The 24,274-nt window shown below is 65.8% G+C and carries 27 protein-coding genes; 13 read left to right on the top strand and 14 right to left on the bottom strand.

The window, feature by feature from the left end; all coding sequences use genetic code 11:
• Window positions 1-91: 91 nt before the first annotated feature.
• The gene (locus tag RND64_RS03625; RefSeq protein ID WP_049698035.1) at window positions 92-655 is read right to left on the bottom strand and encodes a dihydrofolate reductase family protein; all 564 of its coding nucleotides are present in this window, start codon (window positions 653-655) and stop codon (window positions 92-94) included.
• 38 nt (window positions 656-693) lie between these two features.
• On the bottom strand, window positions 694-1,476 hold the full coding sequence (locus RND64_RS03620; RefSeq protein WP_049697686.1) for a VOC family protein: 783 nt from the start codon (window positions 1,474-1,476) through the stop codon (window positions 694-696).
• 244 nt (window positions 1,477-1,720) lie between these two features.
• On the opposite strand from RND64_RS03620, the gene RND64_RS03615 reads away from it, so the two are divergent.
• From RND64_RS03615 to RND64_RS03605, 3 genes are all read left to right on the top strand, one after another.
• A complete protein-coding gene (locus RND64_RS03615) occupies window positions 1,721-2,281 on the top strand; it encodes an LppP/LprE family lipoprotein (RefSeq protein WP_049697685.1) in 561 nt (186 codons plus the stop codon).
• Window positions 2,282-2,395: 114 nt separating this feature from the next.
• Window positions 2,396-2,902 (top strand): RNA polymerase sigma factor, encoded by a 507-nt coding sequence (locus tag RND64_RS03610; protein ID WP_049697684.1) that lies wholly within the window; start codon window positions 2,396-2,398, stop codon window positions 2,900-2,902.
• A 4-nt stretch (window positions 2,903-2,906) separates the two neighbouring features.
• Window positions 2,907-4,235, top strand: a complete 1,329-nt coding sequence (locus RND64_RS03605) for a VOC family protein (RefSeq protein ID WP_049697683.1) — start codon at window positions 2,907-2,909, stop codon at window positions 4,233-4,235.
• Window positions 4,236-4,308: 73 nt separating this feature from the next.
• Here the strand turns inward: RND64_RS03605 and RND64_RS03600 are convergent, their stop codons facing one another.
• Window positions 4,309-4,728, bottom strand: a complete 420-nt coding sequence (locus RND64_RS03600; RefSeq protein ID WP_049697682.1) for a winged helix-turn-helix transcriptional regulator — start codon at window positions 4,726-4,728, stop codon at window positions 4,309-4,311.
• 113 nt (window positions 4,729-4,841) lie between these two features.
• Here RND64_RS03600 and RND64_RS03595 point away from each other — a divergent pair, with 113 nt between their 5' ends.
• From RND64_RS03595 to RND64_RS03585, 3 genes are all read left to right on the top strand, one after another.
• Window positions 4,842-5,711 (top strand): SDR family oxidoreductase, encoded by an 870-nt coding sequence (locus tag RND64_RS03595; protein WP_049697681.1) that lies wholly within the window; start codon window positions 4,842-4,844, stop codon window positions 5,709-5,711.
• A gap of 113 nt (window positions 5,712-5,824) precedes the next feature.
• Window positions 5,825-7,090 (top strand): hypothetical protein, encoded by a 1,266-nt coding sequence (locus tag RND64_RS03590; protein ID WP_083444303.1) that lies wholly within the window; start codon window positions 5,825-5,827, stop codon window positions 7,088-7,090.
• A 219-nt stretch (window positions 7,091-7,309) separates the two neighbouring features.
• Window positions 7,310-8,128, top strand: coding sequence for a lytic transglycosylase domain-containing protein (locus tag RND64_RS03585; RefSeq protein ID WP_049697679.1), 819 nt, complete (start codon window positions 7,310-7,312; stop codon window positions 8,126-8,128).
• Between the two features lie 52 nt (window positions 8,129-8,180).
• On the opposite strand, the gene RND64_RS03580 is transcribed toward RND64_RS03585, so the two are convergent.
• The 4 genes from RND64_RS03580 to RND64_RS03565 form a co-directional block, all read right to left on the bottom strand.
• Complete coding sequence (locus RND64_RS03580; protein ID WP_049697678.1) at window positions 8,181-9,491, bottom strand: M18 family aminopeptidase; 1,311 nt, start codon at window positions 9,489-9,491, stop codon at window positions 8,181-8,183.
• Window positions 9,492-9,496: 5 nt separating this feature from the next.
• On the bottom strand, window positions 9,497-10,177 hold the full coding sequence (purQ, locus tag RND64_RS03575; RefSeq protein ID WP_005207444.1) for a phosphoribosylformylglycinamidine synthase subunit PurQ: 681 nt from the start codon (window positions 10,175-10,177) through the stop codon (window positions 9,497-9,499).
• 30 nt (window positions 10,178-10,207) lie between these two features.
• Window positions 10,208-10,447: a phosphoribosylformylglycinamidine synthase subunit PurS gene (purS, locus tag RND64_RS03570; protein ID WP_005207443.1), complete on the bottom strand. Its 240-nt coding sequence runs from the start codon at window positions 10,445-10,447 to the stop codon at window positions 10,208-10,210.
• A 165-nt stretch (window positions 10,448-10,612) separates the two neighbouring features.
• Window positions 10,613-11,101: a glutathione peroxidase gene (locus RND64_RS03565; protein WP_049697677.1), complete on the bottom strand. Its 489-nt coding sequence runs from the start codon at window positions 11,099-11,101 to the stop codon at window positions 10,613-10,615.
• A gap of 128 nt (window positions 11,102-11,229) precedes the next feature.
• On the opposite strand from RND64_RS03565, the gene RND64_RS03560 reads away from it, so the two are divergent.
• Both RND64_RS03560 and RND64_RS03555 read left to right on the top strand, forming a co-directional pair.
• Window positions 11,230-11,757: a MarR family winged helix-turn-helix transcriptional regulator gene (locus RND64_RS03560; RefSeq protein WP_064868884.1), complete on the top strand. Its 528-nt coding sequence runs from the start codon at window positions 11,230-11,232 to the stop codon at window positions 11,755-11,757.
• The gene (locus RND64_RS03555; RefSeq protein WP_049697675.1) at window positions 11,754-13,319 is read left to right on the top strand and encodes a DHA2 family efflux MFS transporter permease subunit; all 1,566 of its coding nucleotides are present in this window, start codon (window positions 11,754-11,756) and stop codon (window positions 13,317-13,319) included. The genes RND64_RS03560 and RND64_RS03555 overlap by 4 nt, the downstream gene beginning before the upstream one ends.
• A gap of 75 nt (window positions 13,320-13,394) precedes the next feature.
• Here RND64_RS03555 and RND64_RS03550 read toward each other — a convergent pair whose 3' ends face one another.
• Together RND64_RS03550 and RND64_RS03545 are read right to left on the bottom strand one after the other, a co-directional pair.
• Window positions 13,395-15,587, bottom strand: coding sequence for a S9 family peptidase (locus RND64_RS03550; RefSeq protein ID WP_049697674.1), 2,193 nt, complete (start codon window positions 15,585-15,587; stop codon window positions 13,395-13,397).
• A gap of 7 nt (window positions 15,588-15,594) precedes the next feature.
• Complete coding sequence (locus RND64_RS03545; RefSeq protein ID WP_049697673.1) at window positions 15,595-16,485, bottom strand: phosphoribosylaminoimidazolesuccinocarboxamide synthase; 891 nt, start codon at window positions 16,483-16,485, stop codon at window positions 15,595-15,597.
• Window positions 16,486-16,578: 93 nt separating this feature from the next.
• Here RND64_RS03545 and RND64_RS03540 point away from each other — a divergent pair, with 93 nt between their 5' ends.
• Window positions 16,579-16,857 (top strand): SelT/SelW/SelH family protein, encoded by a 279-nt coding sequence (locus RND64_RS03540; RefSeq protein ID WP_049698034.1) that lies wholly within the window; start codon window positions 16,579-16,581, stop codon window positions 16,855-16,857.
• 91 nt (window positions 16,858-16,948) lie between these two features.
• Here RND64_RS03540 and purB read toward each other — a convergent pair whose 3' ends face one another.
• The 4 genes from purB to RND64_RS03520 form a co-directional block, all read right to left on the bottom strand.
• Window positions 16,949-18,376 carry an adenylosuccinate lyase gene (purB, locus tag RND64_RS03535; RefSeq protein WP_049697672.1) on the bottom strand — a complete coding sequence of 476 codons (1,428 nt, stop codon included), beginning with the start codon at window positions 18,374-18,376 and terminating at the stop codon, window positions 16,949-16,951.
• Between the two features lie 74 nt (window positions 18,377-18,450).
• Window positions 18,451-18,858, bottom strand: a complete 408-nt coding sequence (locus RND64_RS03530; RefSeq protein ID WP_235434289.1) for a hypothetical protein — start codon at window positions 18,856-18,858, stop codon at window positions 18,451-18,453.
• Window positions 18,859-18,875: 17 nt separating this feature from the next.
• On the bottom strand, window positions 18,876-19,487 hold the full coding sequence (locus RND64_RS03525; protein ID WP_049698032.1) for a TetR/AcrR family transcriptional regulator: 612 nt from the start codon (window positions 19,485-19,487) through the stop codon (window positions 18,876-18,878).
• Between the two features lie 79 nt (window positions 19,488-19,566).
• Complete coding sequence (locus RND64_RS03520; protein ID WP_049698031.1) at window positions 19,567-20,472, bottom strand: SDR family oxidoreductase; 906 nt, start codon at window positions 20,470-20,472, stop codon at window positions 19,567-19,569.
• Between the two features lie 88 nt (window positions 20,473-20,560).
• Here RND64_RS03520 and RND64_RS03515 point away from each other — a divergent pair, with 88 nt between their 5' ends.
• The 4 genes from RND64_RS03515 (at window position 20,561) to RND64_RS03500 (ending at window position 22,959) form a co-directional block, all read left to right on the top strand.
• Entirely contained in the window at window positions 20,561-21,145 is a 585-nt protein-coding gene (locus tag RND64_RS03515; protein ID WP_049697671.1) for a TetR family transcriptional regulator, read from the top strand.
• A gap of 100 nt (window positions 21,146-21,245) precedes the next feature.
• A complete protein-coding gene (locus RND64_RS03510; protein WP_005207431.1) occupies window positions 21,246-21,512 on the top strand; it encodes a metal-sensitive transcriptional regulator in 267 nt (88 codons plus the stop codon).
• Between the two features lie 44 nt (window positions 21,513-21,556).
• Window positions 21,557-21,949, top strand: a complete 393-nt coding sequence (locus RND64_RS03505) for a DUF302 domain-containing protein (RefSeq protein ID WP_049697670.1) — start codon at window positions 21,557-21,559, stop codon at window positions 21,947-21,949.
• 26 nt (window positions 21,950-21,975) lie between these two features.
• A complete protein-coding gene (locus tag RND64_RS03500) occupies window positions 21,976-22,959 on the top strand; it encodes an alpha/beta hydrolase (RefSeq protein WP_049698030.1) in 984 nt (327 codons plus the stop codon).
• A 1-nt stretch (window position 22,960) separates the two neighbouring features.
• Here RND64_RS03500 and purD read toward each other — a convergent pair whose 3' ends face one another.
• Window positions 22,961-24,214: a phosphoribosylamine--glycine ligase gene (gene purD, locus RND64_RS03495; RefSeq protein ID WP_200903207.1), complete on the bottom strand. Its 1,254-nt coding sequence runs from the start codon at window positions 24,212-24,214 to the stop codon at window positions 22,961-22,963.
• Between the last annotated feature and the right edge of the window lie 60 nt (window positions 24,215-24,274).

Genomic DNA, 24,274 nt, shown 5'->3' with positions numbered 1-24,274 from the left:
GGGGATCTGACAGCTACAACTCCGCAGGACACGGGCATGTTCCGGCAAATGGTGACGTGGGCTACGCCGAGAGCGAACGAGGCTCTGTGTACTACCGGACCGGCTCGTAACGGAGCACGACGATGTCGGTGTCGAGCTCAGAGCGCTCGACGAGACGCAGGTCGACGTGCTGCGAGATCCCTTCGAAGATCCGTGGGCCGTGGCCGACGATGCGCGGATGGACGATGAACTCGTAGGAGTCGATGAGGTCGAGTTCGGCAAGCGCGAGCGGCAGCGTGACGCCCCCGGTGGCCAGCCCGTTGCCCGGTTGGGCCTTGAGTTCGCGGACCGTCGACTCGAGGTCGTCGCGACGGATCAGTTCGGCATTCCAGTCGACGCTGGTAAGCGAGTCGGAGACGACGTACTTCTTCGCACGGTCGATGACGTGGGCGAAGGGCACCATCCACTCGGGCCTGCCGTCGGTGATCTCGTCGTTCCTGGCGACCTCGCGCCAACCTGCTTCCATCATTTCGTAGATCACCCGACCGAAGACCAGCGCGTCGGCGTCGGCGAGTAGCTGTGCCGAATGCCGATGCATCGCCTCGGTCGGGTTGACGGCCGTGTGGTCGACACAGCCGTCGATCGTGATGTTGATGGAGTATCGCAGTGGCCGCATGGGCGAAGGATACTGATCCGCCGATGCCGCGCTCGCGCTCATTGCTCACCTCGTTGCGCAAGTGCAATCACGTTTCCCGAGGGATCGGTGAACCAGGCGATGTCGGGTCCGACACCGTTGCCGTGCACGATGCCGCGCTCGTCGTGCTCGAAGCCGTCGTAGCGCAGGAATTCGACGCCGCGCGCGGCCAGGTCGTCGATGCTCTTGGCGAGGTCGGGCACCGGAATGTTGAGCACGGTGAAGGTCGCGGGTTGGTGATCGGGCTTCGGGTAGGCAAGGACGGTGGTACCGCGGTTGATGCGGATACCCAGAATGTCGTTGTCTCCCATGGGGAATCGCAAGACTCGCATGCCGAGTACGTCGCGATAGAACTGCTCGGTCGTGGCGGTATCGCGAACCGCGAAGCCGGAGTAGGGCGATGTCGGGGAACTCATTTGCGCCTCGTGCTCGTCGGACAATGAGACGAGTTGCAGCCAGTTGCCGTCGGGGTCCTCGACCGTCGCGAACTGGTTGCCGTCGCGGTCTTCGAGCGGGCTGATCCAGGTGGCCCCGAGGGCGTCGAGGCGCGCGGCCGTCGCCGCAGCATCGTCGACCTCGACGTTGAGCAGCGTGCGCGCTCCCTGCGGGTTGCGCCCCGAGACGTCGTCGCGCTTGTCGAACATCAGGTAGAAGCCGTCGAGCTCGATGATTGTGTAGCCCGGTCCGTCAGGACCGCCCGGTGCCGACATCGGTTCGGCTTCGAATGCGGTCGCGTACCAGCGCGCGAGCTGCTGCGGATCGTCGGTGGACAGGAGCATGGAGGAAATGGTTGCGGTTGCCATGCAGGTGTTGACCGGCCCGCAGCCGAAAACTCATCGAAGTTGCGTGGGACAGCGGGGTACAAAAATGCCCCCGTGGATCCCACGCAACTCGGATCCCCGGGCGCGACCCGGCCGAGACGGCGTCCCATCGATGAATGACTCCTGCTAACGACTGCCCTGCCCGCCGACCGATCACCTCAACAGCGGGCCGATCGCACGGCCGGCGGCCAGCGTCCACTGGTTCCCCGAGCGGAAGGCACCCCTCATGCACTCATTCGCCACTCGAACCCGGCTCTCCCTCCGAACGCGACGTCTCATCGTCCTCACACTGACCCTCGCGGGCCTGGTCGCGGGAACGCTGGGGGCAACCACGCTCGGCTCGGGCGCCGCCTCGGCCGCACCGCCGTACGGCAGCGGCCACGGACTCTGTTTCGACATCAATTCCCCGCTGGCGAAGTCGTCACTCTCGAAGATCGGGCGTGACGCCAACGGTGGCGGTTGGTCGCCGTACCGAGCGAGCAACAATCCGTTGAGGAATGGGTGCAACCTCGACTGGATGTTGGTCAACGGCAACGGAATCGGCGATGCGACATATCAGTCACGCGTCCTGTTGTTCAAGCACGGTCGATTCATCGGAACCGTCGATCCGAGGCCGTACGGCTACACCTGGGTAGCGAAGTACACCAAGAACTCGGTGACGGTCCGGTACCGCTGGCTCAAGCCGTCGGACCCGTTGTGCTGCGCCAGCGGCGGACCGACGTTCGTCACGGCGTACACCGTCGGCACCCACATCATCCGCGTCGGACACTTCCCACCGCGCCCCTGATCCCACCTGGCCCGACCACCGCCCCGCTACGTTGACGCTGCGGGGCGGTGTGCTGTGGCAAAAAGTTCTCCCAACGGCCGTCGGGTTTCGGTGGCGGCAAACGATGATGGTGGTGTGAGCGGCGAACACACCGGCCCCGAGGCCATTCTCGAGGTCTACGACGAGGCGCTACCCGCTGTCTACGGGTACGTTTTTCGACGCTGCTCGGATCGGCGGATCGCCGAGGACGTGACCTCCGAGACATTCCTGGCCGCGATGGACACGATGCGCCGCGACCGGACCGCCTCGCCGAATGTCGGCTGGTTGATCGGCGTCGCCCGGCACAAGCTCGCCGACCACTGGCGGCGGGCGCAGCGCACACCCGAACCCGTCGACGAACTACCCGAACACCCCGACGACGGGTGGGATGCCCACCTCGACCGCATGGTCGCGCACGCGACACTGGCGCAACTCTCACCGATCAACCGCGCCGTGTTGACGTTGCGCTACGTCGACGACCTGCCGGTCGCCGACTGCGCGCACATCCTCGGCCGTACGGTCGGCGCCACCGAGGCACTGCTCACCAGGGCCAAGCGAGCATTCCGCGAGGCCTATCCGCTCAACCAGTCCGCGAAGGGGTGATCGCATGAACGCCGACGACGCGACGCCGACATCGCACGACCCGCTCAGCGTTCTGAGCTCCGCCACGACGCCGGGCTGGAACGAACCCCTCGCTCCCGCACACGATTTCGCCGAAGCACTACGCAGGCGACTCGAGCGTGGAGTGTCACTTCCCGAAGGAGTCGACATGAACACCGTCCAACTCGAACACGAATTGACCGCAACCGACATCGACACGAGCGCACCGCAGGAGCTCGTCGAACGTCCGGGCGCGCTGCCCTATCTCACCGTGCACGACGCACGCTCGGCGCTCGACTGGTACGTCGATCGGCTCGGCGCCACCGTTCGTGGTGAGCCGATCCTCATGGACGACAACACGATCGGACATGCCGAGCTCGAGGTCGGGGGCGGGGCGATCTACCTGGCCGAAGAGTTCCCCGACATGGGGTTGCGGGCACCGCAGCCCGGAGCGGTATCGGTCAGCCTCATGCTCGCCGTCGACGACACCGACGAGGCTCTGCGTCGCGCCACGGCAGGCGGAGCCGCGGTGACCCGAGAACCCTACGAGGCGTATGGTTCTCGCACCGCGACCATCATCGACCCCTACGGGCACCGATGGATGCTGACCGGTCCGACGCTCGCGGCGCGGGCGTCGATGAGCGAGCCGCCCGCCGCGCGAATCCTTCAGGGCGACATCGGTTTCATCTCGGTCAACACCCACGACGCCGCCCGCGCCCGCGCCTTCTACGGCGCGGTCCTCGGTTGGAAGTTCGACGACGAGCTGCGCATGGTGACCACCGCGAGTCACCCCACCGCCGTGGTGGAAACGTCTGGGCCGCAGACGATCTTCTGCGCCTACGCGGTCGACGACCTCGACGCCGCGCGGCGTCGAATCGAAGCGGCCGGCGGGACGACACGCGACGACCGGCACGGCCTCGACTGCGTCGACGATCAGGGCGTCGAATTCGCGGTGTACGTCGCAGCTCCCGACGAACCGCGCGCGGCTCAGCATCCGCGCGGCGTCGGAGAGCTGTCGTATCTGACGGTGCACACCCGCGACAGCGCACGGTTGCGCGAGTTCTACGGGACCACGCTCGGCTGGACGTTCACGCCCGGACGCATCGCCGACGGCTGGGAGGTCGACGACGCACACCCGCAGATCGGCATCGCGGGCGGAGCGGATTCCGACGTTGCGGTGCCCATGTGGAACGTCGTCGACGTCGACGCCGCCGTCGAGCGGGTCCGCGCAGCGGGAGGCTCGGTGATCTCCGAACCCGAGCGCGCGGCGTACGGGATCGTGGCACTGTGCGCCGACGACCAGGGAGCGCAGTTCTACCTCGGGCAGCTGTTCTGAGGCGACGAACCGAAAAGTTGTGTGGGACGTGCGGGTACAAAAATGCCTCCGTATGTCCCACGCAACTTTGCCGTCAGCGGCTGTCGTAGCGCTCGCGCGCCTGCTCGACGTCCGGTAGGTGCCCCTCGACCAGTTCGATGACAGCCATCAGGCGCTGAGCCACCTCGCGACCCAGATCGGTCAGGGAGTACTCCACCTTTGGGGGAATCGATTGCAGCACAGTGCGGTTGACGAATCCGTCGCGCTCCAGCGTCTGCAGCGTCACCGACAGCATTCGCTCGCTGACACCCTGTACCCGACGCCGCAGGGCACTGAACCGCAGGTCACCGTCGTACAGAGCTCCGAGCGCGAGCAGGCCCCAGCGACTCGTCACATCCTGCAGCACTTCGCGCGATCCGCAATCCCGCGCGAACACGTCGGCTTCGAGCGCCGGATCTTCTAGTGCCGGATCGATGTCGGAGTCACGCGCCGAGCGGTCTTCTGCCCTGGTCATGGCCTCAGTGTACTGCACATTACAGCCAGCGCTTCCAGAAACTGTTGCACTATACGAAAAGTAAGTGCACGATGAGATGGACAGCTTGATCCACCAGAACACCAGGAGATCACATGACCACCTATGCAATCACCGGAGCAACGGGGCAGCTCGGCGGACTCGCCGCCGGCAGCCTGCGCGCCGCAGGCGTCGACGTCGCCGACATCGTGGCGATCGTGCGCGACGAGAAGAAGGCGAGCACGCTGTCGAACGTGGGAGTGAACGTCCGCGTCGCCGACTATGAATCGCCCGAGACACTTCGCGCGGCACTGGCGGGCGTCGACCGCCTGCTGCTGGTGTCCGGCAGCGAGGTGGGCCGTCGAATCCCGCAGCACCGCAACGTGATCGACGCAGCCAAGGAAGCCGGGATCACGCTGATCGCCTACACCTCCATCCTGCGCGCCGACACCAGCACCTTGGCGCTCGCGGAGGAGCATCAGGCCACCGAGCAACTGCTCACCGAGAGCGGAATCCCCACCGTGCTCCTTCGCAACGGTTGGTACTGGGAGAACTATCTGGCGGGCGCGTCGGCCGCGATCGACTCGGGAAACCTCTACGGCAGCGCTGGCGACGGCAAGGTGGCGGGCGCGTCGCGTTCGGACTATGCAGACGCAGCGGCGTCGGCCCTGATCAACGCCAAGGGCGGCGAGATCTACGAGCTCGCGGGTTCGGAGCATCTGACGCTCAGCGACATCGCTGCCACGCTCGCGAAGGTGAGCGGCCGTCACGTGCACTACCAGGATCTCCCCGAAGCAGACTTTGCAGCGGCGCTGACCAGCAATGGCGTCCCCGAGGCTTTCGCGAAGGTCCTGGCCGACTCGGATGCGGGCATCGCGCGCGGTGAACTCGACTCCGATTCCACCGACCTCGAGACCCTTGCAGGCCATCCCTCGACGCCGCTCGCCGACGTGATCAGCGGCGCGCTTTCTGCGACCGGCGCCTGACTCGGGAGAGCGTGACCTCACGCGGGGCCGGTCGGCCGCTCGGCGCAGAACGCGTCCGTGATTGACTGTTGGCCATGTCTGCCCGCTCCGCTGTGAGGCGCGTTGCACAACGCATGCCGTTTGGCATCGGCACAGTCACCCTGGTGTTGATCGCACTGCTCGTCGCGACCGTCGGGATAGTGCTAGCCATCGGAACACCCACGGTGGCACGGACATACGAGAACGCCCAGCTCCGCGGCTACACACAGCAGCCAGAGGTCGCGTGGACCGCATCGGCGGAGACACTGCCCGGCTACAACCAGACCGGCAACATCGAGGTCGCCGACGCCCGCGGCGATCACTGGCTGCTCTCGTATCCGCGCGGCATCGGACGCGCCTACCAACTCGTCGATCGCCACAGTGGACGCGCACTGTGGTCGCAGCCCGTCGTCGCAGGGCTCGGTTCGTGTGCGTTCGACGCCGCGGGGAACGTCGGGTGTGCCATCAAGCTCGGCGATCAGCCGGACGGCTTCTATATCGTCGACGACTCGGGCAGCGTCGGTTCGAAGTCGGCCCTCGACGACACCGCCCGGGTGGTCGGAGTCGGCGCGAACTTCGTGCGCATCGATCAGGCCGGTTACGAGGTCTCGATGCGCACCGCGGGGGGCAAGCGCGTCTGGGGTCGTACCTTCGCGTCCGCTGCGCAGGCGACGTTCGACCACGACATGCTCATCATCTCGACGGCCGACGGCAGCCGATTCGTCGTCGATTCGCGGGGCAAGGACACTCTGCGCTGCCGCCAGTGCGACATCCTGACGTACTCCTCGGGCCTCGCCGTTGTTCGACGCGACGGGGATCAGGAGTCCGTCGACACCTATGCCGTGGTCGGCGGCACCCCCACCCGACACCCGACGTCGGAGTCCGCCGAAGCCGAGGTGGTCGACGGACCGTCGACCCTTCCGGTGCTCACGACGGTCGGCGACGCGTCCATGCAGGCGACGCAGGGTTTCTACCAGGTGCGCGACCCGGCCCGCGGGGGCGCGCTCTGGCAGATCACCGATCCGAACCTCTCGAAATCCAACACCCGACCGTGTGGATCGATGGTCGCCTTCGCGCAGATGGACCGCTCACGAGTCGTCTACCAACTCGACGACGGCGAGCGCGCGGGAACCCTGCCGGTGCCGAGCATCGACGACCCCGACACCAACCTCGACCTGTTGAGCTGTGTCGGCTCGTCCGGCGATCACCTGGTGTTCGGCAGCAGCGGCCAACTGACAGCGTTCGACGTCCCTGCGGGCAAGGTCGCTTGGACCCGTCCGATCCTCGGGCGGGCGACGGACGTCGACGGCTACATCGTGCTCACCGAGGGCACCTCGCTGTCGGTGTTGCGACCCAACTAGGGGTTTTACGAAGGGCCGAAATCCTTGCATCAGCAAGGGCCTAAAGCCCCTGTGTGCCAGACGTCACACTCGACGAAACATCCCCGTAACGACCAGCGATGTCGCACGTCGACGTTCAGCGATCACTCAGTTTTCGATAACGCTGCGATAACGGTAAGGACACGTCCGCATGTACGGTCTCTTTCGGTACATCCACCGACGTACGTGTGAGGTTCAGTTTTGGGTAAGCATTCGAAGCAGCGGCGAGCAATTCTGCCGCATGCGTTCACCAAGTCGCGGGCGCCGCTGATCGGGGCCGCGTTGATCCCCGTCGTCGGAGCCCTGACTGTTGCCGCGGGCGCCAACGCCGACCATGGCACCCTGGGCGCTCCCACACCGAGCCAGTCCACCACACAGTCCGCCGCCACTCCGAGCGCGCAGAAGGACGCTGAGGCGCAAAAGAAGACGCCCGCTCCCGCACAGCCGGTCGTCGCGACCCAGAAGGCGACAGCGACGCCCCCGCCTCCCCCACCGCTTCCCGCCAGCGTCACCGACGGCGCCGTCCCGCAGGTCGCGTTCGAGGCGTACCGAAAGGCCGCCGACACGATGGCACGCGATCAGCCGAACTGCGGCATCCCGTGGACGCTCATCGCCGGAATCGGCAAGGTGGAATCGCACCACGCCAACGAGGGCGACGCCACACCCGACGGCACGCTGAAGAATCCGATCTTCGGACCGATGCTCGACGGTTCGCTCGCGGGCAACCAGGTCATCACCGACACCGACGGCGGACGCCTCGACGGCGACTCCGTCCACGACCGCGCCGTCGGACCGATGCAGTTCATCCCCGCCACGTGGGAGAAGTACGGCGCCGACGGCAACGGCGACGGCAAGATCGACCCGCAAAACCTCTTCGACGGTGCGCTGACCACAGCCCGGTACCTGTGCGACGGCCACCTCGACCTGCGCAACCAGGCCTCCGAGGCCACAGCCGTTCTGCGGTACAACAACTCGATGGACTACGTGAACAACGTCCTGGGCTTCGCGCGCAGCTACTGACGCGCACACCGACCGTCCGCCGGGGCGTGAGGGGTGGCCCCGGCGGGCGGGATCAGGCCGGTGAACTCAGAAACGCCTGCAGCGCAGCGGAATACATCGGAACGTCGGCGGCGCCCATCAGTTCACGTGCGCTGTGCATGGCCAGCTGCGGTGCACCGACGTCGATGGTGAGCAGCCCTGTCCGCGTCGCCGTGATCGGTCCGATCGTCGAGCCGCACGGCAGGTCGGCGCGGTGGATGTAGCGCTGCATCGGCACCCCGGCGGTGTCGCAGGCGAGCGCAAATATGGCCTCCCCCAACGCATCCGACGCGTACCGCAGGTTCTGGTTGACCTTGAGAACCGGTCCGCCGTTGATCGCGATCCGGTGCGTCGGCTCGTGCCGGTCCGGGTAGTTCGGGTGAGTGGCGTGCGCCATGTCGCCCGAGACGCATACGCTCGATGCCATGGACCGTAGATAATCGTCGCGAGAACCACCCTGCGACAACACGATTCGCTCCAACGTCGTCGCCAGGAAGTCCGACGCCGCGCCCCGCTCCGAGCCGCTGCCCACCTCTTCGTGGTCGAACAGCGCGAGCACTCTCGTGTGGATCGTCGGCTCGCCGTCGAGCAGCGCGTGCAGTCCCGCGTAGCAGGTGCCCTGGTTGTCGAGCCTTGGGGCGCTGAGCAATTCGTCTTCGGGTCCGATGAGCCTCGATGGCGTGACATCGTGGGTCATCAACTCCCACCCGAGCAGGGCGTCGGCGTCGATGCCCGCGTACTCGGCAACCCACTGCAGGATCGGGGTCGCGGCGTCGACACCCCAGATCGCGTCGACGTGTCGCTGGGGGTTCAGTGTGACGCCCTTGCGGTCCTCGGAGAGGTGAATCGCCAACTGGGGCACGCGAAGTACCGGCTCGGTGACGTTGACCAGCACACTGCTGACGCCACTGTCCGCACGATAAGCCAGGCGGCCCGAGAGCCCGAGATCGCGATCGAGCCACGAGTTGAGCCACGCACCGCCGTAGGGTTCGAGCGCAACCGTTGCCAGCCCGGCTGATTCACGGTCGGGGTTCTGCTTGAGCCGCAGATTGGGGCTGTCGGTGTGGCCACCGACGATCCGGAATCCGTCGCCATCGCCGAGATCCCACGCGATGATCGACCCGCCACGAATGACATAGAACCGACGGCCCGCGTCGTCGACGAAGCCCTCGAAGGCATCGCTCTCCTCCGTCGACCAGTCCTGATCCTCGAAAAGGCGTTGAAATCCTGCGGATTCGAGCTCGGCGGCGACCGTCGCGCAGACGTGGAAGGGTGACGGCGAGGCGTCGATGAACTCACCGAGCCCCTCGGCTGTGGCGGACGTTGCCAGCGACGGGGTGGGCATTGGGATCAGGCGTTGGCGAGTACGGCGTCGATCGCGGAGTAGAACAGCCCGAGACCGTCGTCGCTGGGGCCGGTCAGCGCTTCGGTCGCGTGCTCGGGGTGCGGCATGAGTCCGACGATGCGTCCGTTGGGGCTGGAGATGCCGGCGATGTCGAGGACGGAACCGTTGGGATTGCTTCCGGCGTAGGTGAATACGACCAGGCCCTCACCCTTGAGTTCTTCGAGCTTGCGCTCCGGCGCGACGTAGCGACCCTCGCCCGACTTCAGCGGGATGAGGATCTCGGCGCCTGCGTCGAACCGCGACGTCCACGCCGTCGTGTTGTTCTCGACCTTGAGCCACTGGTCCTGGCAGATGAAGTGCAGACCCTCGTTGCGGGTGAGCGCGCCGGGCAGCAATCCTGCCTCGCACAGGATCTGAAAACCGTTGCAGATTCCCAGAACCGGCATTCCACGCTCGGCCGCCTCGATCACCGCACCCATCACGGGAGCGAACTTGGCGATCGCGCCGGCACGCAGATAGTCGCCGTAGGAGAAGCCGCCGGGAACGATCACCGCGTCGACCCCCTTGAGGTCGGCGTCGCCGTGCCAGAGTTCGACGGCCTCGGCGCCCGCGATGCGCACCGCACGCGATGCGTCGACGTCGTCGAGGGTTCCGGGGAAGGTGATGACACCGATACGTGCAGTCATGTGGGTCCTACTCGACTCGATCTCGTGCCGTCAGTCGGCGATGCGGGAGACGGTGAAGTTCTCGATCACCGTGTTGGTGAGCAGTTCTTCTGCGATCCGGCCGAGGGTCACGTCATCGACCGAGTCGTCGACCTCGAGCTCGAATCGCTTGCCCTGCCGTACCTCGGAGACGCCGTCGAATCCGAGCCGACCGAGGGCTCCGACGATGGCCTGCCCCTGCGGATCGAGGATTTCGGCCTTGGGCATCACGTCGACCACCACTCGTGCCATCGGCTAGCGCTCCTCTTCTCACGTGACATCCGCTCGACGAGACGCCGACGGATTTTCGACGGCTCTCACCTTACCGTTCAACCCGCAACCTGCACTCTCCGGTCGCGGTTTGCCGGTTCTGGGTTGACCTGGCTTGAAGTTGGCCCGGTCTTGGAGTCGACCCGGTCAGAGCACCGCTTCGATGGCTTCGATCACGACCGGGTCTGTCGGCTCGGTGCGCGGGCGGATGCGAGTGGTCACGTGGCCGTCGGCGTCGACGACGAACTTCTCGAAATTCCACTGCACGTCGCCCGCCTCGCCGTTGGCATCTTCGGTCTTGGTGAGCTCGGCGTAGAGCGGATGCCGGTCGTCACCGTTGACGTCGGTCTTCTCCAGCAGCGGGAAGGTCACGCCGTAGGTGGTCGAGCAGAAGGTGGCGATCTCTTCGGCGCTGCCGGGCTCCTGGCCCATGAACTGGTTGCAGGGCACGCCGACGACGGTCAGCCCGCGGTCTGCGTACTTCTCGGCGACCTCCTCGAGGCCCGCGTACTGCGGCGTGAGGCCGCACTTGCTCGCGACGTTGACCACGAGCAGCGGCCCGGAGAAGTCAGCGAGGCTCAGCGCCGAGCCGTCGAGCGCGGTGACCGGGATGTTCTTGATGTTGGTTTCCGACATGGGATCGAGAGTAGTCACCGGCGGCCATCCACCGAGATATGTCGCAGATCACAATAGGCCTCGACCATGGTTACATCTCACATATATTTGCGTTGGTGAGATAGTTGCAGGGGCGTTAGTGTTTTCAAGTGTCCGCTCCCGCTCAGCTCCAGAACGACGCCGCATGTGATGCGCTCAGCAGTTTTCTGGAGCGACTCTCCTGCCTCGGCACCGCCGAGGCCATGGACACTCTCGCGGCGTCGGAGCTGACGTTCACGCAGTTCCGCGCCCTTTTCGTCGTATCGATGCACGACGCCCCGATGCCCGTCCACGAGATCGCCGAGTGCGTCGACCTCTCGATTGCGACCGCGGGTCGCACCGTCGACCGGCTGGTGCAGGCCGGGCTGGTCGATCGTCGCGAGGATCCGGGCGATCGTCGGGTCAAGCTCGTGACGCTGACCGACCAGGGCCGCGAGACCGTCGAAAAACAGTTGGACATCAAGCGAGACCTCGTCGGACGATTCATCGACGGACTGCCCGATGAATTCCGGGCCGCGCTGACGTCTGCATTACGGAACATCGTCGACGCCGATGTCGACTACTTCACTCTCGACCGCGAGTCCTCGAGGACCCGCACTGCGACACCGTCCACCTCCGAACCGAAAGATCCCTCATGACGAGTTCCTCTGCCGGCGCGCACGCGCACGCCGGCCCACCGGACACCAAGCTCGATCGCCATGTGCTGATCGTCGCCGGTGTGGTCGTGCTCGGCGCGATCATGTCGATCCTCGACGTCACCGTGGTCTCGGTCGCGCAGAACACCTTCCAGAACGAGTTCAACACCGACGCCGCGGGCGCCGCATGGACGATGACCGGCTACACGCTGGCGTTGGCCGCTGTGATCCCGCTGTCGAGTTGGGCTGCAGCACGATTCGGCACCAAGAACGTCTACATGACGTCGCTGATCCTGTTCACCATCGGCTCCGCGCTCTGTGCCCTGGCATGGAACATCGGCTCCCTCGTGGCATTCCGCGTGGTGCAGGGTCTCGGCGGCGGCCTCCTCATGCCGATCGGCATGATGATCCTCACCAAGGCGGCGGGCCCCGAGCGCGTCGGTTCGGTGATGGCGGTTCTCGGTATCCCGATGTTGCTCGGTCCCATCGCGGGACCGATCCTCGGCGGCCTGCTCATCGAGAAGGCGAGCTGGCACTGGGTGTTCCTCATCAACGTGCCGATCGGCATCGTGGCCCTTGTCTATTCGTGGTTCGCGCTGCGCAACGACGAGGAGAAATCGAAACCCAAGATCGACATCCTCGGGCTGCTGTTGTTGTCCCCTGGTCTTGCGTTGTTCCTCTACGGAATCTCGTCGAGTACCGAGGCGGGTACGTTCATCGACACGAAGGTCCTGACCACGTCGATCATCGGCCTGATCCTCATCCTCGGATTCGTCTGGCACGCACTGCACACCAACCATCCGCTGCTCGACCTGCGACTGTTCAAGAACAAGGTGCTGGCGATCGCCGTCATCACGATGACGTTCTTCATGATCGCCTTCTTCGGTGCGGCGCTGCTCTATCCGCAGTACTTCATCGGAGTCCGCGGCGAGAGCACGCTCGCGGCAGGCCTGCTGCTGGCACCGCAGGGTATCGGCGCCATGCTCACCATGCCGATCGCAGGCAGGATGACCGACAAGATCGGCCCGGGCAAGTTCGTACTCGTGGGCATCGTCCTGATGGCACTCGGTATGGGCACGTTCATGTTCCTCGGTTCCGACACGCCGTACTGGCTGCTCTGTGGCGCGCTGTTCGTCCAGGGCCTCGGCATGGGTATGACGATGATGCCGATCATGTCGGCAGCGCTGGCAACACTGAGCAACAAGCAGGTGCCCGACGGCTCGACGCTGATGAACGTCGTGCAGCAGACCGCGTCGTCGATCGGTACCGCGATCATCTCGGTGATCCTCGCGACCAACCTCAAGGCGCATGCCGAGTCACAACTGGCGATCGCGTCGAATGCGGCTCCCGAGAAGTACGACATGGCCGTGAAGGCCGGAATGGCACCTCAGGACCCGCCGGATCAGTGGTTCAGTTGGGCCGCCGAGGCTTTCGGCACCACGTTCATCGTGGCCGTCGCGCTGATCGCGGTGACGATCATCCCGGCGTTCTTCCTGCCGCGCAAGAAGATCGCGTCGCCTCTGGTCGAGGAGGACATGGACCGCGCGCCGATCGTCATGCACTGACCTGATCGGCTGGTCACCAAACAAGTTGCCCCTGGCTGCGGAGATCGCGGCCAGGGGCAACTTTGTCGTTGTGGTCTACTCGGTCAGCGCGCCGGTCTGCTGAAGAATCCAGGCCAGTTCGAAAGCGACTTCTTCCCACTGTTTGTAGCGACCGCTGACGCCGCCGTGGCCGGCCGACATCTCGGTCTTGAGCATGATCGGAGCATCGGAGGTACTCAACGCCTGAAGCTTCGCAACCCATTTCGCCGCTTCCGTGTACATCACGCGGGTGTCGTTGAGCGACGTCTCGGCCAGGATCGACGGATAGGGCTGTGCGGTGACGTTCTCGTACGGCGAGTACGACTTCATATACTCGTAGACCTCCGCGTCGTGCAGCGGATCTCCCCACTCGTCCCATTCGATGACCGTCAGCGGCAGCGACGGATCGAGGATCGAGTTCAGTGCGTCGACGAAGGGCACCGACGCCAGAATGCCGTTGAACAACTCGGGCGCGAGATTGGCGACCGCCCCCATCAGCAGTCCGCCTGCCGAACCACCTTCTGCGACCATCAGTTTCGGCGTGGTCCAGCCCTTGTCGACCAGGTATCGCGCCGAATCGACGAAGTCGGTGAAGGTGTTCTTCTTGGTGAGCGTCTTGCCGTTCTCATACCAGTGACGCCCCATCTCGCCACCGCCGCGCACGTGTGCGAGCACGAATACGACGCCGCGATCGAGCATCGACAATCGTGACACCGAGAAACCGGGATCGAAACTCGCCTCGTACGAGCCGTAGCCGTAGAGCAACAGCGGTGCGGGCGAAGAACTCTCACTGCCGTCGACTCCGACACCCTTGCGTCGGACGATCGACAGCGGGATCTGCGTTCCGTCTGCGGCCGTTGCCCATTCGCGGGACTGCTCGTACTCGTCGGGGTCGTAGCCGCCGAGTACAGGCTGCCGCTTGAGCAGCGTGCGTTCACCTGTTTCGACGTCGAGCTCGAACAACTCGGCGGGTTCGATGAAGCTGCCGTATCCGAAACGCAGACGGGGCGTTGCCCATTCGCGGTTGCCGGCGAGCCCCAGCGAGAACAGCTCCTGCGCGACTGCGACCTCGATGAAGTCCTCCGCGACCGGCATGCCGTCGATACGGCGCAGATCGGCAATCGAGACCCGGGGCAGCGCGTCGGCGCGATACGACAGGACGAGGTAGTCGCGGAAGGCGTCGATGTCCTCGATCCGGACGCCGCGGCGATGACCGATGAATTCGGTTCGGGCAGAGGGGTCGTCGACGGGTGCGATGTCGATCGCGAAGTCGTCGGCCTTCTCGCCGTCGCGGATGTCATTGTGCACGATCAAGAAGTAGTCGCGACCGGAGATCTCGGCATGCTCAACCGAATACTCGACGCCATCGACACGCGGTGCGACACTGCGGAATTCACCCGTCGGATCGTCGGCGGCAAGCACAAAGCACTCCGACGTGATCTTCGATCCCGTCACGATCATCAGGTACTTGTCGCTGCGCGTCGAACCCATGCCGACCCAGTATCGCTCGTCCGGCTCGTGGAACACCGTCACGTCGTCGGTGCCAGCCCCGATGTCGTGGCGCCACACCGTATCCGGGCGCCACGCGGCGTCGACCGTCTGATAGAACACGTGCTTGGCGTCGAGTGACCACGACGCTCCGCCCGCGGTGTCGGTGATGACGTCGGGGAGCAGTTCGCCGGTCTCGAGGTTCTTGAACCGCAACGTGTATCGCTCGTCACCGACGACGTCGGTGCTGTACGCGAGCCACTTGCCGTCGTGGCTGATGGCGAGCGAACCGAGGCTGAAGAACTCGTGGCCTTCTGCTTCGACGTTGGCGTCGAGCAAAATCTCCTCGCCCGGCAGCGGTGCGTCGTCGGACACCTCGGGCGGTGTCCAGTTGTCGACATCGACGATGGGGCAACGACATTGGATGCCGTACTGCTTACCCTCCTGCGTGCGGCCGTAGTACCAGTAGCCGCCGCGTCGGCCCGGCACCGACATGTCGGTTTCCTTGGTGCGCGACTTGATCTCACCGAAAATGGTGGCGCGCAGGTCTGCGAGCTGAGCCGTATTCGCCTCTGTGTAGGCGTTCTCGGCCTCGAGGAAGGCGATCACCTCGGCGTCGTCCTTGTCGCGCAACCACTCGTACTCGTCGACGAAGGTGTCGCCATGGTGGGTGCGCTCGGTACGAACCTTCTTCGCGACCGGCGGTACCGCCGGGGAGGACGCGGTCGGGGTGGCAGCGTTGCCGGGTTGTGCGTCGGTCACGGGTCTCCTATGCGTGGTCGGGCCAGTCGTCGAACGACTTCTGCGAAATCAGTTCGTAGGCTTCGATATAACGTGCGCGGGTGCGCTCGACGACGTCAGCGGGCAGGCTGGGCGGCGGGTCGTCGGACGATCGGTCCCAGCCCGACGCCGCCGAGGTCAGCCAGTTGCGGACGATCTGCTTGTCGAAGCTGGGTTGTACGTGTCCCGGCGAATACGAGGCGGCGTCCCAGTATCGGGACGAGTCGGGGGTCAGCACCTCGTCGGCGAGGACGAGCGAGCCGTCGGGGGTTTGACCGAACTCGAACTTGGTGTCGGCCAGGATGATTCCGCGCCCTGCGGCGAGATCGGCTCCCCTGCCGTAGATGTCGAGCGTCGCGGTGCGCAGGGACTCGGCGAGGTCGGTGCCGACGACATCTGCAGCCTGCTCGAAGGTGATGTTCTCGTCATGATCACCCTGCTCCGCCTTGGTCGCGGGAGTGAAGATCGGTTCCGGCAGCTTGTCGGCCTCATGCAGACCCGACGGGAGTACGACGCCGCACACCGCGCCGGTCTTGTTGTAGTCGATGAGACCGGACCCGGTCAGATAGCCGCGGGCGACGCATTCGACGGGAACCATCGGCAGCTTGTGCACCACCATTGACCGACCCACGAGCTCAGCGGGTATGCGCTCGTCGTCGGGGCCACCGGCGAGATGGTTCGGCACGCCGAGCGCGTCGAACCAGAAGAAGCTCATCGCGGTGAGGATGCGACCCTTGTCGGGTATCTCCGGCGAGAGCACGAAGTCGTACGCCGAGATGCGGTCGCTGGCGACCATGAGCAGGGTGTCGGAATCGATCTGATAGATCTCGCGCACCTTGCCCGAGGCCACAAAGGTGTACGAATCGAGAGCTGGACGCATGCTTCGACCTTAGTTGCTGCGTCGGCGCGCAGACATGTTCGGGTTGACAGCCGGACTTCGGAGCCCCGGCACATCATGTGGGACCGTAGGCAGATGACCCCACCCGCGATCACCATCACCTACTGCACGCAGTGCAACTGGCTGCTGCGCGCGAGCTGGATGGCCTCGGAGATCCTGAGCACCTTCGGCACCGACCTCGGCTCGGTCACCCTGGTCCCCGGCACCGGCGGCATCTTCCGCATCGACGTCGACGGGACACAGCTCTGGGAACGCAAGGCCGACGGCGGTTTCCCCGACGCCGCCGAGCTCAAGCGCCGCCTGCGCGACACCGCGCTGCCCGACTGGCAACTCGGGCACTCCGAGAAGAAGTGAGTGGTTTCGACAAGCTCAACCAGCGGGGGGCAGCTCAACCAGCGGGTGGTTTCGACAAGCTCAACCAGCGGGAGCGCCGCTCAACCAGCGTCTAGAGGATGGGTGCGGGCACGTAGTTGGCGGCCTCGGGGTTGTCGGCGATGAGCTTCTCCGCGGCGGCGATGACGTCGGCGACCTGGCGGCCTGCGGCTCCGACGAACGCCTCCTTGTCGTCGAGTAGCGCGTCGAGCTGGGCGCGGTCGAGGGGGATGCGCTCGTCGGCGGCCAAGCGGTCGAGCAGGTCGGGCTCGCGACCTTCCTCACGCATCGCGAGCGCAACCGCGACGGCGTTCTCCTTGATCGCCTCATGCGCGGCCTCGCGCCCCACGCCCGCTCGCACCGATGCCATCAGCACCTTGGTGGTGGCCAGGAACGGCAGGTAGCGGGCCAATTCGTTCTCGATGACCGCGGGGTAGGCACCGAACTCGGCGAGCACGGTCAGGAAGGTCTCCAGCATGCCGTCGATCGCGAAGAAGGCATCCGGCAGCGCGACGCGTCGCACAACCGAGCAGAACACGTCGCCCTCGTTCCACTGCGCGCCCGCGAGTTCGGCAGCCATCGAGCCGTAGCCACGCAGCACCACCTGCAGGCCGTTGACGCGCTCACAGCTACGCGTGTTCATCTTGTGCGGCATCGCCGACGACCCGACCTGGCCCGGCTGGAAACCCTCGGTGACCAGCTCGTGGCCGGCCATCAGCCGGATCGTGTGCGCCAACGACGACGGCCCCGCACCCACCTGCACAAGCGCGGACACGACGTCGTGATCGAGCGAGCGAGGGTAGATCTGGCCGACGGATGTCAGCGATCGCGCGAATCCGAGGTGCCCGGCGACGCGCGTTTCGAGGTCGGCGAGCTTCGACGCGTCGCCGCCCAGCAGGTCGAGCATGTCCTGGCTGGTACCCATCGGCCCCTTGACGCCACGCAGCGGATAGCGGTCGATCGTTTCGTCGACGCGCTGCAACGCGATCATGAGCTCGTCGGCAGCAGATGCGAACCTCTTGCCCAGCGTCGTGGCCTGCGCGGCAACGTTGTGACTACGTCCGGCCATCACCGTCGAGCTGTACTGCGCAGCATGCTCGACGAGTCGTGCGAGCACCGTGATCCCGTGCGCGTACACGTGACGCAGCGATTGCAGGATCTGCAACTGCTCGACGTTCTCGGTGAGGTCGCGGCTCGTCATGCCCTTGTGGATCTGCTCGTGGCCGGCGAGCGCGTTGAACTCTTCGATGCGCGCCTTCACGTCGTGGCGGGTGATGCGCTCACGCTCGGCGATCGACGCGAGGTCGATCTGGTCGATGACTGCCTCGTAGTCGGCGACCGCGCCGTCGGGGACCTCGATCCCCAGGTCCTGCTGCGCCTTCAGAACAGCCAGCCACAGGCGGCGTTCAAGCGCGATCTTGTTGGTCGCCGACCAGATCTCGGCGAGGTCGGCAGACGCATATCGGCTGGCCAGAACATTGGTGATGGCAGGTTTCGACACGCCAACAGTCTAGTCGTGTACTCGACACTCGACTGTCACGGGCGTCTGGCCGTCGACCGGCCACGGGCGGCGACTCAGATCGCGATGCACGTCCCGCCCGAGCCGTAGCCCTGGTGCACTCGTGCAAGCGTCAGCTTCGACCGCACACCGTTCTGTTTGGTGTAGAGGTATCTGTCGCCGATCCGGCGGGGAATCCATCTGATCGTCGCCTGGCCGCCCGCAGGTTCGGCGCTCCCGATGAGCCGTGGTGTGTAGCCCTTCTTGCCCTCCCAGAACGTGACCGTCCCGCGCGAGTTCACCAAGCCCGTCAGCCAATACGTGCATCCGGTTCCGTAGACCACCGAGGAGAACGGCACTCCCGGATCGGGCGCCTGGACCGGTTCGGCCGACGCCGCGCCCTGCGCCGACAACGCTGCGACGAGCACGCCCACCGCGACGACGACGGTCGCCACAACCCGAGCGATACCGTGGCGCCACGCCACGACAGTTCTCCGCTGATTCACCGTGGTTCCTCCACTCGCGGGGCCAGCACGTCGACGACCTCGCCGAGCGCGTCGCGCGTCGCGCCGGCCGGCGACGATCCGCTGCCGAGCGCACCGAGAACGGCGCCGTCTTCGATGGCGATGAGATTCTCGATGTGTGCGGCCCGTGCCAACCGTCCCGACCTGTCGAGCACGACGAGGTGTGTTGCGGCGAGCGTCGCACGTCGCGCGGCCACGACGTCGTAGAGCCGCGGGTACCTCGGTGTGAGCGCGATCATTTCGTAGCGGGCCGCCAACTCGTCGTGGGGGGTGTTCTCACCGACGAACACGTCGGCGAGGATCTCTGCGGTCGCATGACTTCCTCGACGACGCCGTGCAACCGCCTCACCCCGATCGACGATCGCCTGCTCGTCTGCCCGCGACACGAAGCCCGCGGCCTCGGCCATCAGGTCGTCGAGCGAGCCGAAGTAGTACGTCGTCGACGCGAGTGGCAATTGCGCACGATCGGCAACTGCTCGGTGACGCACGGCGTCGAAGCCGCCCTCCAGCAACAACTCTCCGGCAGCCGCGATGAGGCGCGACCGCCTGCGCTCTCCCTTGGGAGTGGTCGCCGCCGTCATGGCCCCCATGCTGCCAAGCGATTTCACTGCACGGTTGGCTTTCGCGAATCTCGACCTCGCGATCACACGCGTTGGGCATATTGCGCACTCAGGTGAAGTAGTGCCCGGCCGCGAGGTCGCTGAGTAAACCGGGGAACTCCGGCTCCCAGTCGAGCAGTTCACGAGTCAGCGTCGAAGCCGTCGGATTGTCGATACCGACGAAGCCTGCGAGATAACCGAATACGTCAGCAGCCCTGTCCGCGGGAACCGACACCACCGGGACGTCGAGTCCCCGCCCGATGGCCGCGGCGATCTCCCGGAACGGCACACCCTCCTCAGCAACCGCGTGTAGCCGGGTGCCTGCCGGTGCCGACTCGAGCGCACGGCGATAGACGCGCGCGGCGTCGCGGGTGTGCACCGCGGGCCACCGGTTGTGTCCGTCACCCAGGTATCCCGACGAGCCAGCGTTACGCGCGAATCCGATCAACCCGGGGACGAAGCCATGGCAGTCGAGGTCGGAGTGCACTGTCGGAGGTAGACGCACGACCGACGACCGCACACCGTCGTCGGCGAGTCCGATCACGAAGTTCTCGGAGTCGATCCGGTACCCCGAAGGAAGCGCATCCTCCTCGGTGCCGGGGCGTCCGGTGATGCCGGAAGCGGCCAAGAGAAGCGTTCCGGATGTACCCACCAGGGGTTTGCCGGTGCCGCGCACGGCGTCGCCGATGGCGGCGAGCGCCGCGAGGTCGGAATCTGCGGCGCCTGCCATATCCCCGACCTGCATGAGGTCGTGTCGGAAGGCGAGATGGATGACCCCGTCGCAGTCCGACGCGGCGGCACGCAGCACGTCGAGGTCGTCGAGTCCACCACGGACGACCTCCGCCCCGCGGTCGGCCACGAGCGCGGCTGCGTCGTCAGAGCGAGCAAGTCCGACGACGCTGTGGCCAGCCGTAATGAGCTCCGGTATGAGTGCGGACCCGATGTGTCCCGACGCACCGGTGAGAAAAACGCGCATGACAAGCCTCTTCGTAGTGATGACATGATCTGACATCACTCACGCTACCCCTGATGTCAGGTTCTGTCATCGACGCTATTCTGGCCAGATGGGTCGATGGCCGACGGGATCACGGGAGCGGATGCAGACAGCCGCGGTCGAGTTGTTCCTCGAGAAGGGTTTCGACGAGACCTCGGTCGCCGACATCACCGAGCGCGCGGACGTCACCGAGCGGACCTTCTATCGGCATTTCGGCGACAAACGCGAGGTGCTGTTCGACCGTGAGCGCACCCTCGAGCGGGCGACGATCGAAGCGGTCGCCGATACTCCCGCGGGCGTTGCTCCGCTCGACGCCGCTGCTCACGCCCTCGCCGCGGCGAGCAGCCGGTTCTTCGTCGACAGGCTCGACCACGCTCGAATCCGGCAGCGAATCATCGACGCCACTCCCGAGCTACACGAACGGGAGCTACTCAAGATGACCTCGCTCGCGGACGCACTGGCCGTGGCACTGGAAGCCCGCGGCCACGCCCCCGTGCGCGCACGGCTGGCCGCCGACATGGCGATTGCCGCTTTCACCGCAGCGTTCGATCGCTGGCTCTCGGACGACACCGACACAGAACTCGGCGCACTCGTCCTCGACACAGTCGACGAGTTGCGAAGCGTGGCAGGCGAATCCACCGTTCGGCGGCCGTAACAGCGTTGCACGGTGCAACGTCGAGTACGGTGGTTCACGGTTTGGCGGATACCCCCTGGGGTATATTGGAGCCATATCCAGCCACCCCGAGGAGGCGCACATGGTCGGCGACGACGAAGCGATCACCGTCGTACTCAACAGATTGCGCCGTGCGCACGGTCAGCTCGCGGGCGTGATCTCGATGATCGAGCAAGGTCGTGACTGCAAGGACGTCGTCACGCAGCTCGCCGCGGTCTCGCGTGCACTCGACCGCGCCGGGTTCAAGATCGTCGCCACGGGCCTGCGTGAATGCCTCACCGGCGACGAGGCAACGACGGAACCCATGACAGAAGAACAGCTCGAGAAGCTGTTCCTCGCTCTGGCCTGAACCCGGCCATACAGAATCGCCGGGCACACAAGAAAGGAAACGCCATGCAACTCGGCTACTCCACCACCCTCACCACGGAGTTCGACGACGCCGTCGCCCGCACCCGCGCAGCGCTGGCAGAGCAGGGATTCGGCGTGCTCACCGAGATCGACGTCACCGCGACATTGAAGAAGAAGCTCGACGAAGACATCGAGCCCTACCTCATCCTCGGTGCGTGTAATCCCGGTCTCGCGCACCGCGCACTCGGCATCGAACGGCAGATCGGTCTGCTGCTGCCGTGCAACGTGGTCGTCCGGGCGAATCCCGAGGTCACGGGCGAAGTGATCGTCGAAGCGATGAACCCCGACATCATGGTCGCGGTCGCCGATGCGCCGGGGCTACCCGACGTCGCCGCAGACGCGTCGACCAAGCTGAAGGCGGCAATCGCCGCTATCTGATCGGTGCCCACTATCCTGTGAACTCGATGAGCACCGATCACCGGCCGAACGCCGCAACCCCGCGCGCCGACCCCGCCTCCGACGCGCCGTCGGCGCAGCCCAACCGTCGGGCCGTTCTCGCGTCCGCCCTGGGTGTCTCGGCAATCGGAGCGCTGTCGGCGTTCTCACTGTCGTCGTGCTCACGCTCGGATGCGGTGACTGTCGACGAGCGGCGAGCTGCGGTCCCCCGTTCCGCCGACGACGAGTTGCCCATCGAGACCTCGCCCGCGCCCATCGCCGAGGGTCCGAAGCTCATCACGGGTAGCTTCGTCTCCGCCAAGATGGGTGGTCGGCCGACGCGTTGGGCCGTGGCACGACCGTCGGGTGTGACCGGCACGCTCCCCGTCGTGGTGGTCCTGCACGCGTTGAACACAAACGAGCAGTCGATCTTCACCAATAAGCTCAGCGTCCAGACCGTGCTTCAGGAGTACGTCGACGCGGGCAATGCGCCGTTCGCGATTGCCGCGGTCGACGGCGCGCGCAACTACTGGCACGCGCGCGCCGACGGAACCGATGGCGGCGCAATGGTTCTCGACGAGTTCATCCCGATGCTGGCGAGCAATCGCGAACTCGACTTGTCCACCGATCGACTCGGGCTCTTCGGCTGGTCGATGGGCGGTTACGGAGCACTGCGCCTCGGAGCGCTACTCGGCGCGCCCCGCGTCGCTGCGATCGCGGTGAGTTCGCCTGCGCTGTGGGCAGATCCGAACAATTTCCCGCAGCGCGCCTTCGACAGTTTCGACGACTATCAGCGCAACTCGCTGTTCGGCCAGCAGCGCGCGTTCGACAAAATCCCGCTGCTGATCACCATCGGTTCGAGCGATCAGTTCTACACCTACACGCGTCAATGGGCCGCAGGACTACACCCACCGGCGGCATTCGGGACAGCGGCCGGCGGACACACGAATCGCTACTGGCGCAGCGTTCTTCCCGATCAGGTGGCGTTTCTCGGGCGCGAACTGGCCCGTTAGATCAGATACTGATCTCGCCGTCGAGCGCGGCCTTGCCGATGTCGGTGCGGTGATGCGAGCCCGGCAGTTTGATCGCGTCGATCCGCTCGTACGCCTGAGCGCGCGCCTCGGCGAGGTCGGCACCTACACCGAGCACTCCGAGTACCCGACCTCCCGACGACACCACGGCACCGGACGCGTCGACTGCTGTTCCGGCGTGCAGCACGCCCTCGCCGGTTGCGCCGGTAATCGCGTCGCCCGTGCGCGGCTTGCCCGGGTAGTTCTCCGCTGCGACAACCACGATGACCGCCGCGCCGTCTTCCCACTCCAGTGGGGGCAGGTCGGCCAGGGTGCCGGTTGCCGTCGCGTTGAGCGCTTGTCCCAGAGGCGATTTCAGCAGCGCGAGCACCGCCTGCGTCTCGGGATCACCGAACCGACAATTGAATTCGACGACGGACGGCCCGTCCTTGCCGATCGCGAGTCCGGCATAGAGCAGCCCGGAAAACGGCGTGCCACGTCGAACCAGCTCTGCGGCAACAGGTTTGACCACATCGTCGACGATCTGGCTGGTCACCTCGTCGGGTAGCCACGGCAGCGGCGTGTAGGCACCCATGCCGCCGGTGTTCGGTCCGGTGTCGTTGTCGCCGACCCGCTTGTGGTCTTGCGCGGGGATCAGCGGTACGACGGTCTCGCCGTCGACCAGGCAGAACAGCGAGACCTCTGGTCCGTCGAGAAAGCTTTCGAGCAGGACCGGATGGCCGATCTCGAGACACTCCGCCGCGTGACTCCGTGCGGCCGCGCGGTCGGTGGTCACGACGACGCCCTTGCCCGCGGCCAAGCCGTCGTCCTTGACCACCCAGGTCGGGCCGAAACGATCGAGCGCGGCGTCGAGTTTGGCAGGGTTGTCGACGACCTCGCTGTGCGCGGTGCGGACACCGGCCGCTGCCATGACATCTTTGGCGAAGGCCTTCGATCCCTCGATCTGTGCCGCCTGCGCTCCGGGTCCGAACGTCGCGAACCCGGCGTCGCGCAGCACGTCGGCCACACCGAGAACCAGCGGCACCTCGGGGCCGATGACAACGAGATCAGCGTCGAGCTGACGCGCCAGTGCCACCACACCGTCGGCCGACACGACGTCGACGGCGTGATTGGTGGCGATCGACGCAGTCCCCGCGTTACCGGGCGCGACGTGCAGTTCGGTGACCGACGGATCGCGGGACAGGCCGATGAGCAGGGCGTGTTCACGGCCGCCCGAGCCGATGACTAGTACGCGCACGCCCACGACTCTAGTGGTTGGGGTGCGCGCGAAGCAGCACAGGTGGGGCGGCGTCGACGC

The sequence above is a fragment of the Gordonia sp. w5E2 genome (genome assembly GCF_036540975.1).
GTDB classification, from domain to species: Bacteria; Actinomycetota; Actinomycetes; order Mycobacteriales; family Mycobacteriaceae; genus Gordonia; species Gordonia jacobaea.
Note: the sequence above shows the minus strand (reverse complement) of the source record. Positions and strands in the feature narration are given on the sequence as shown.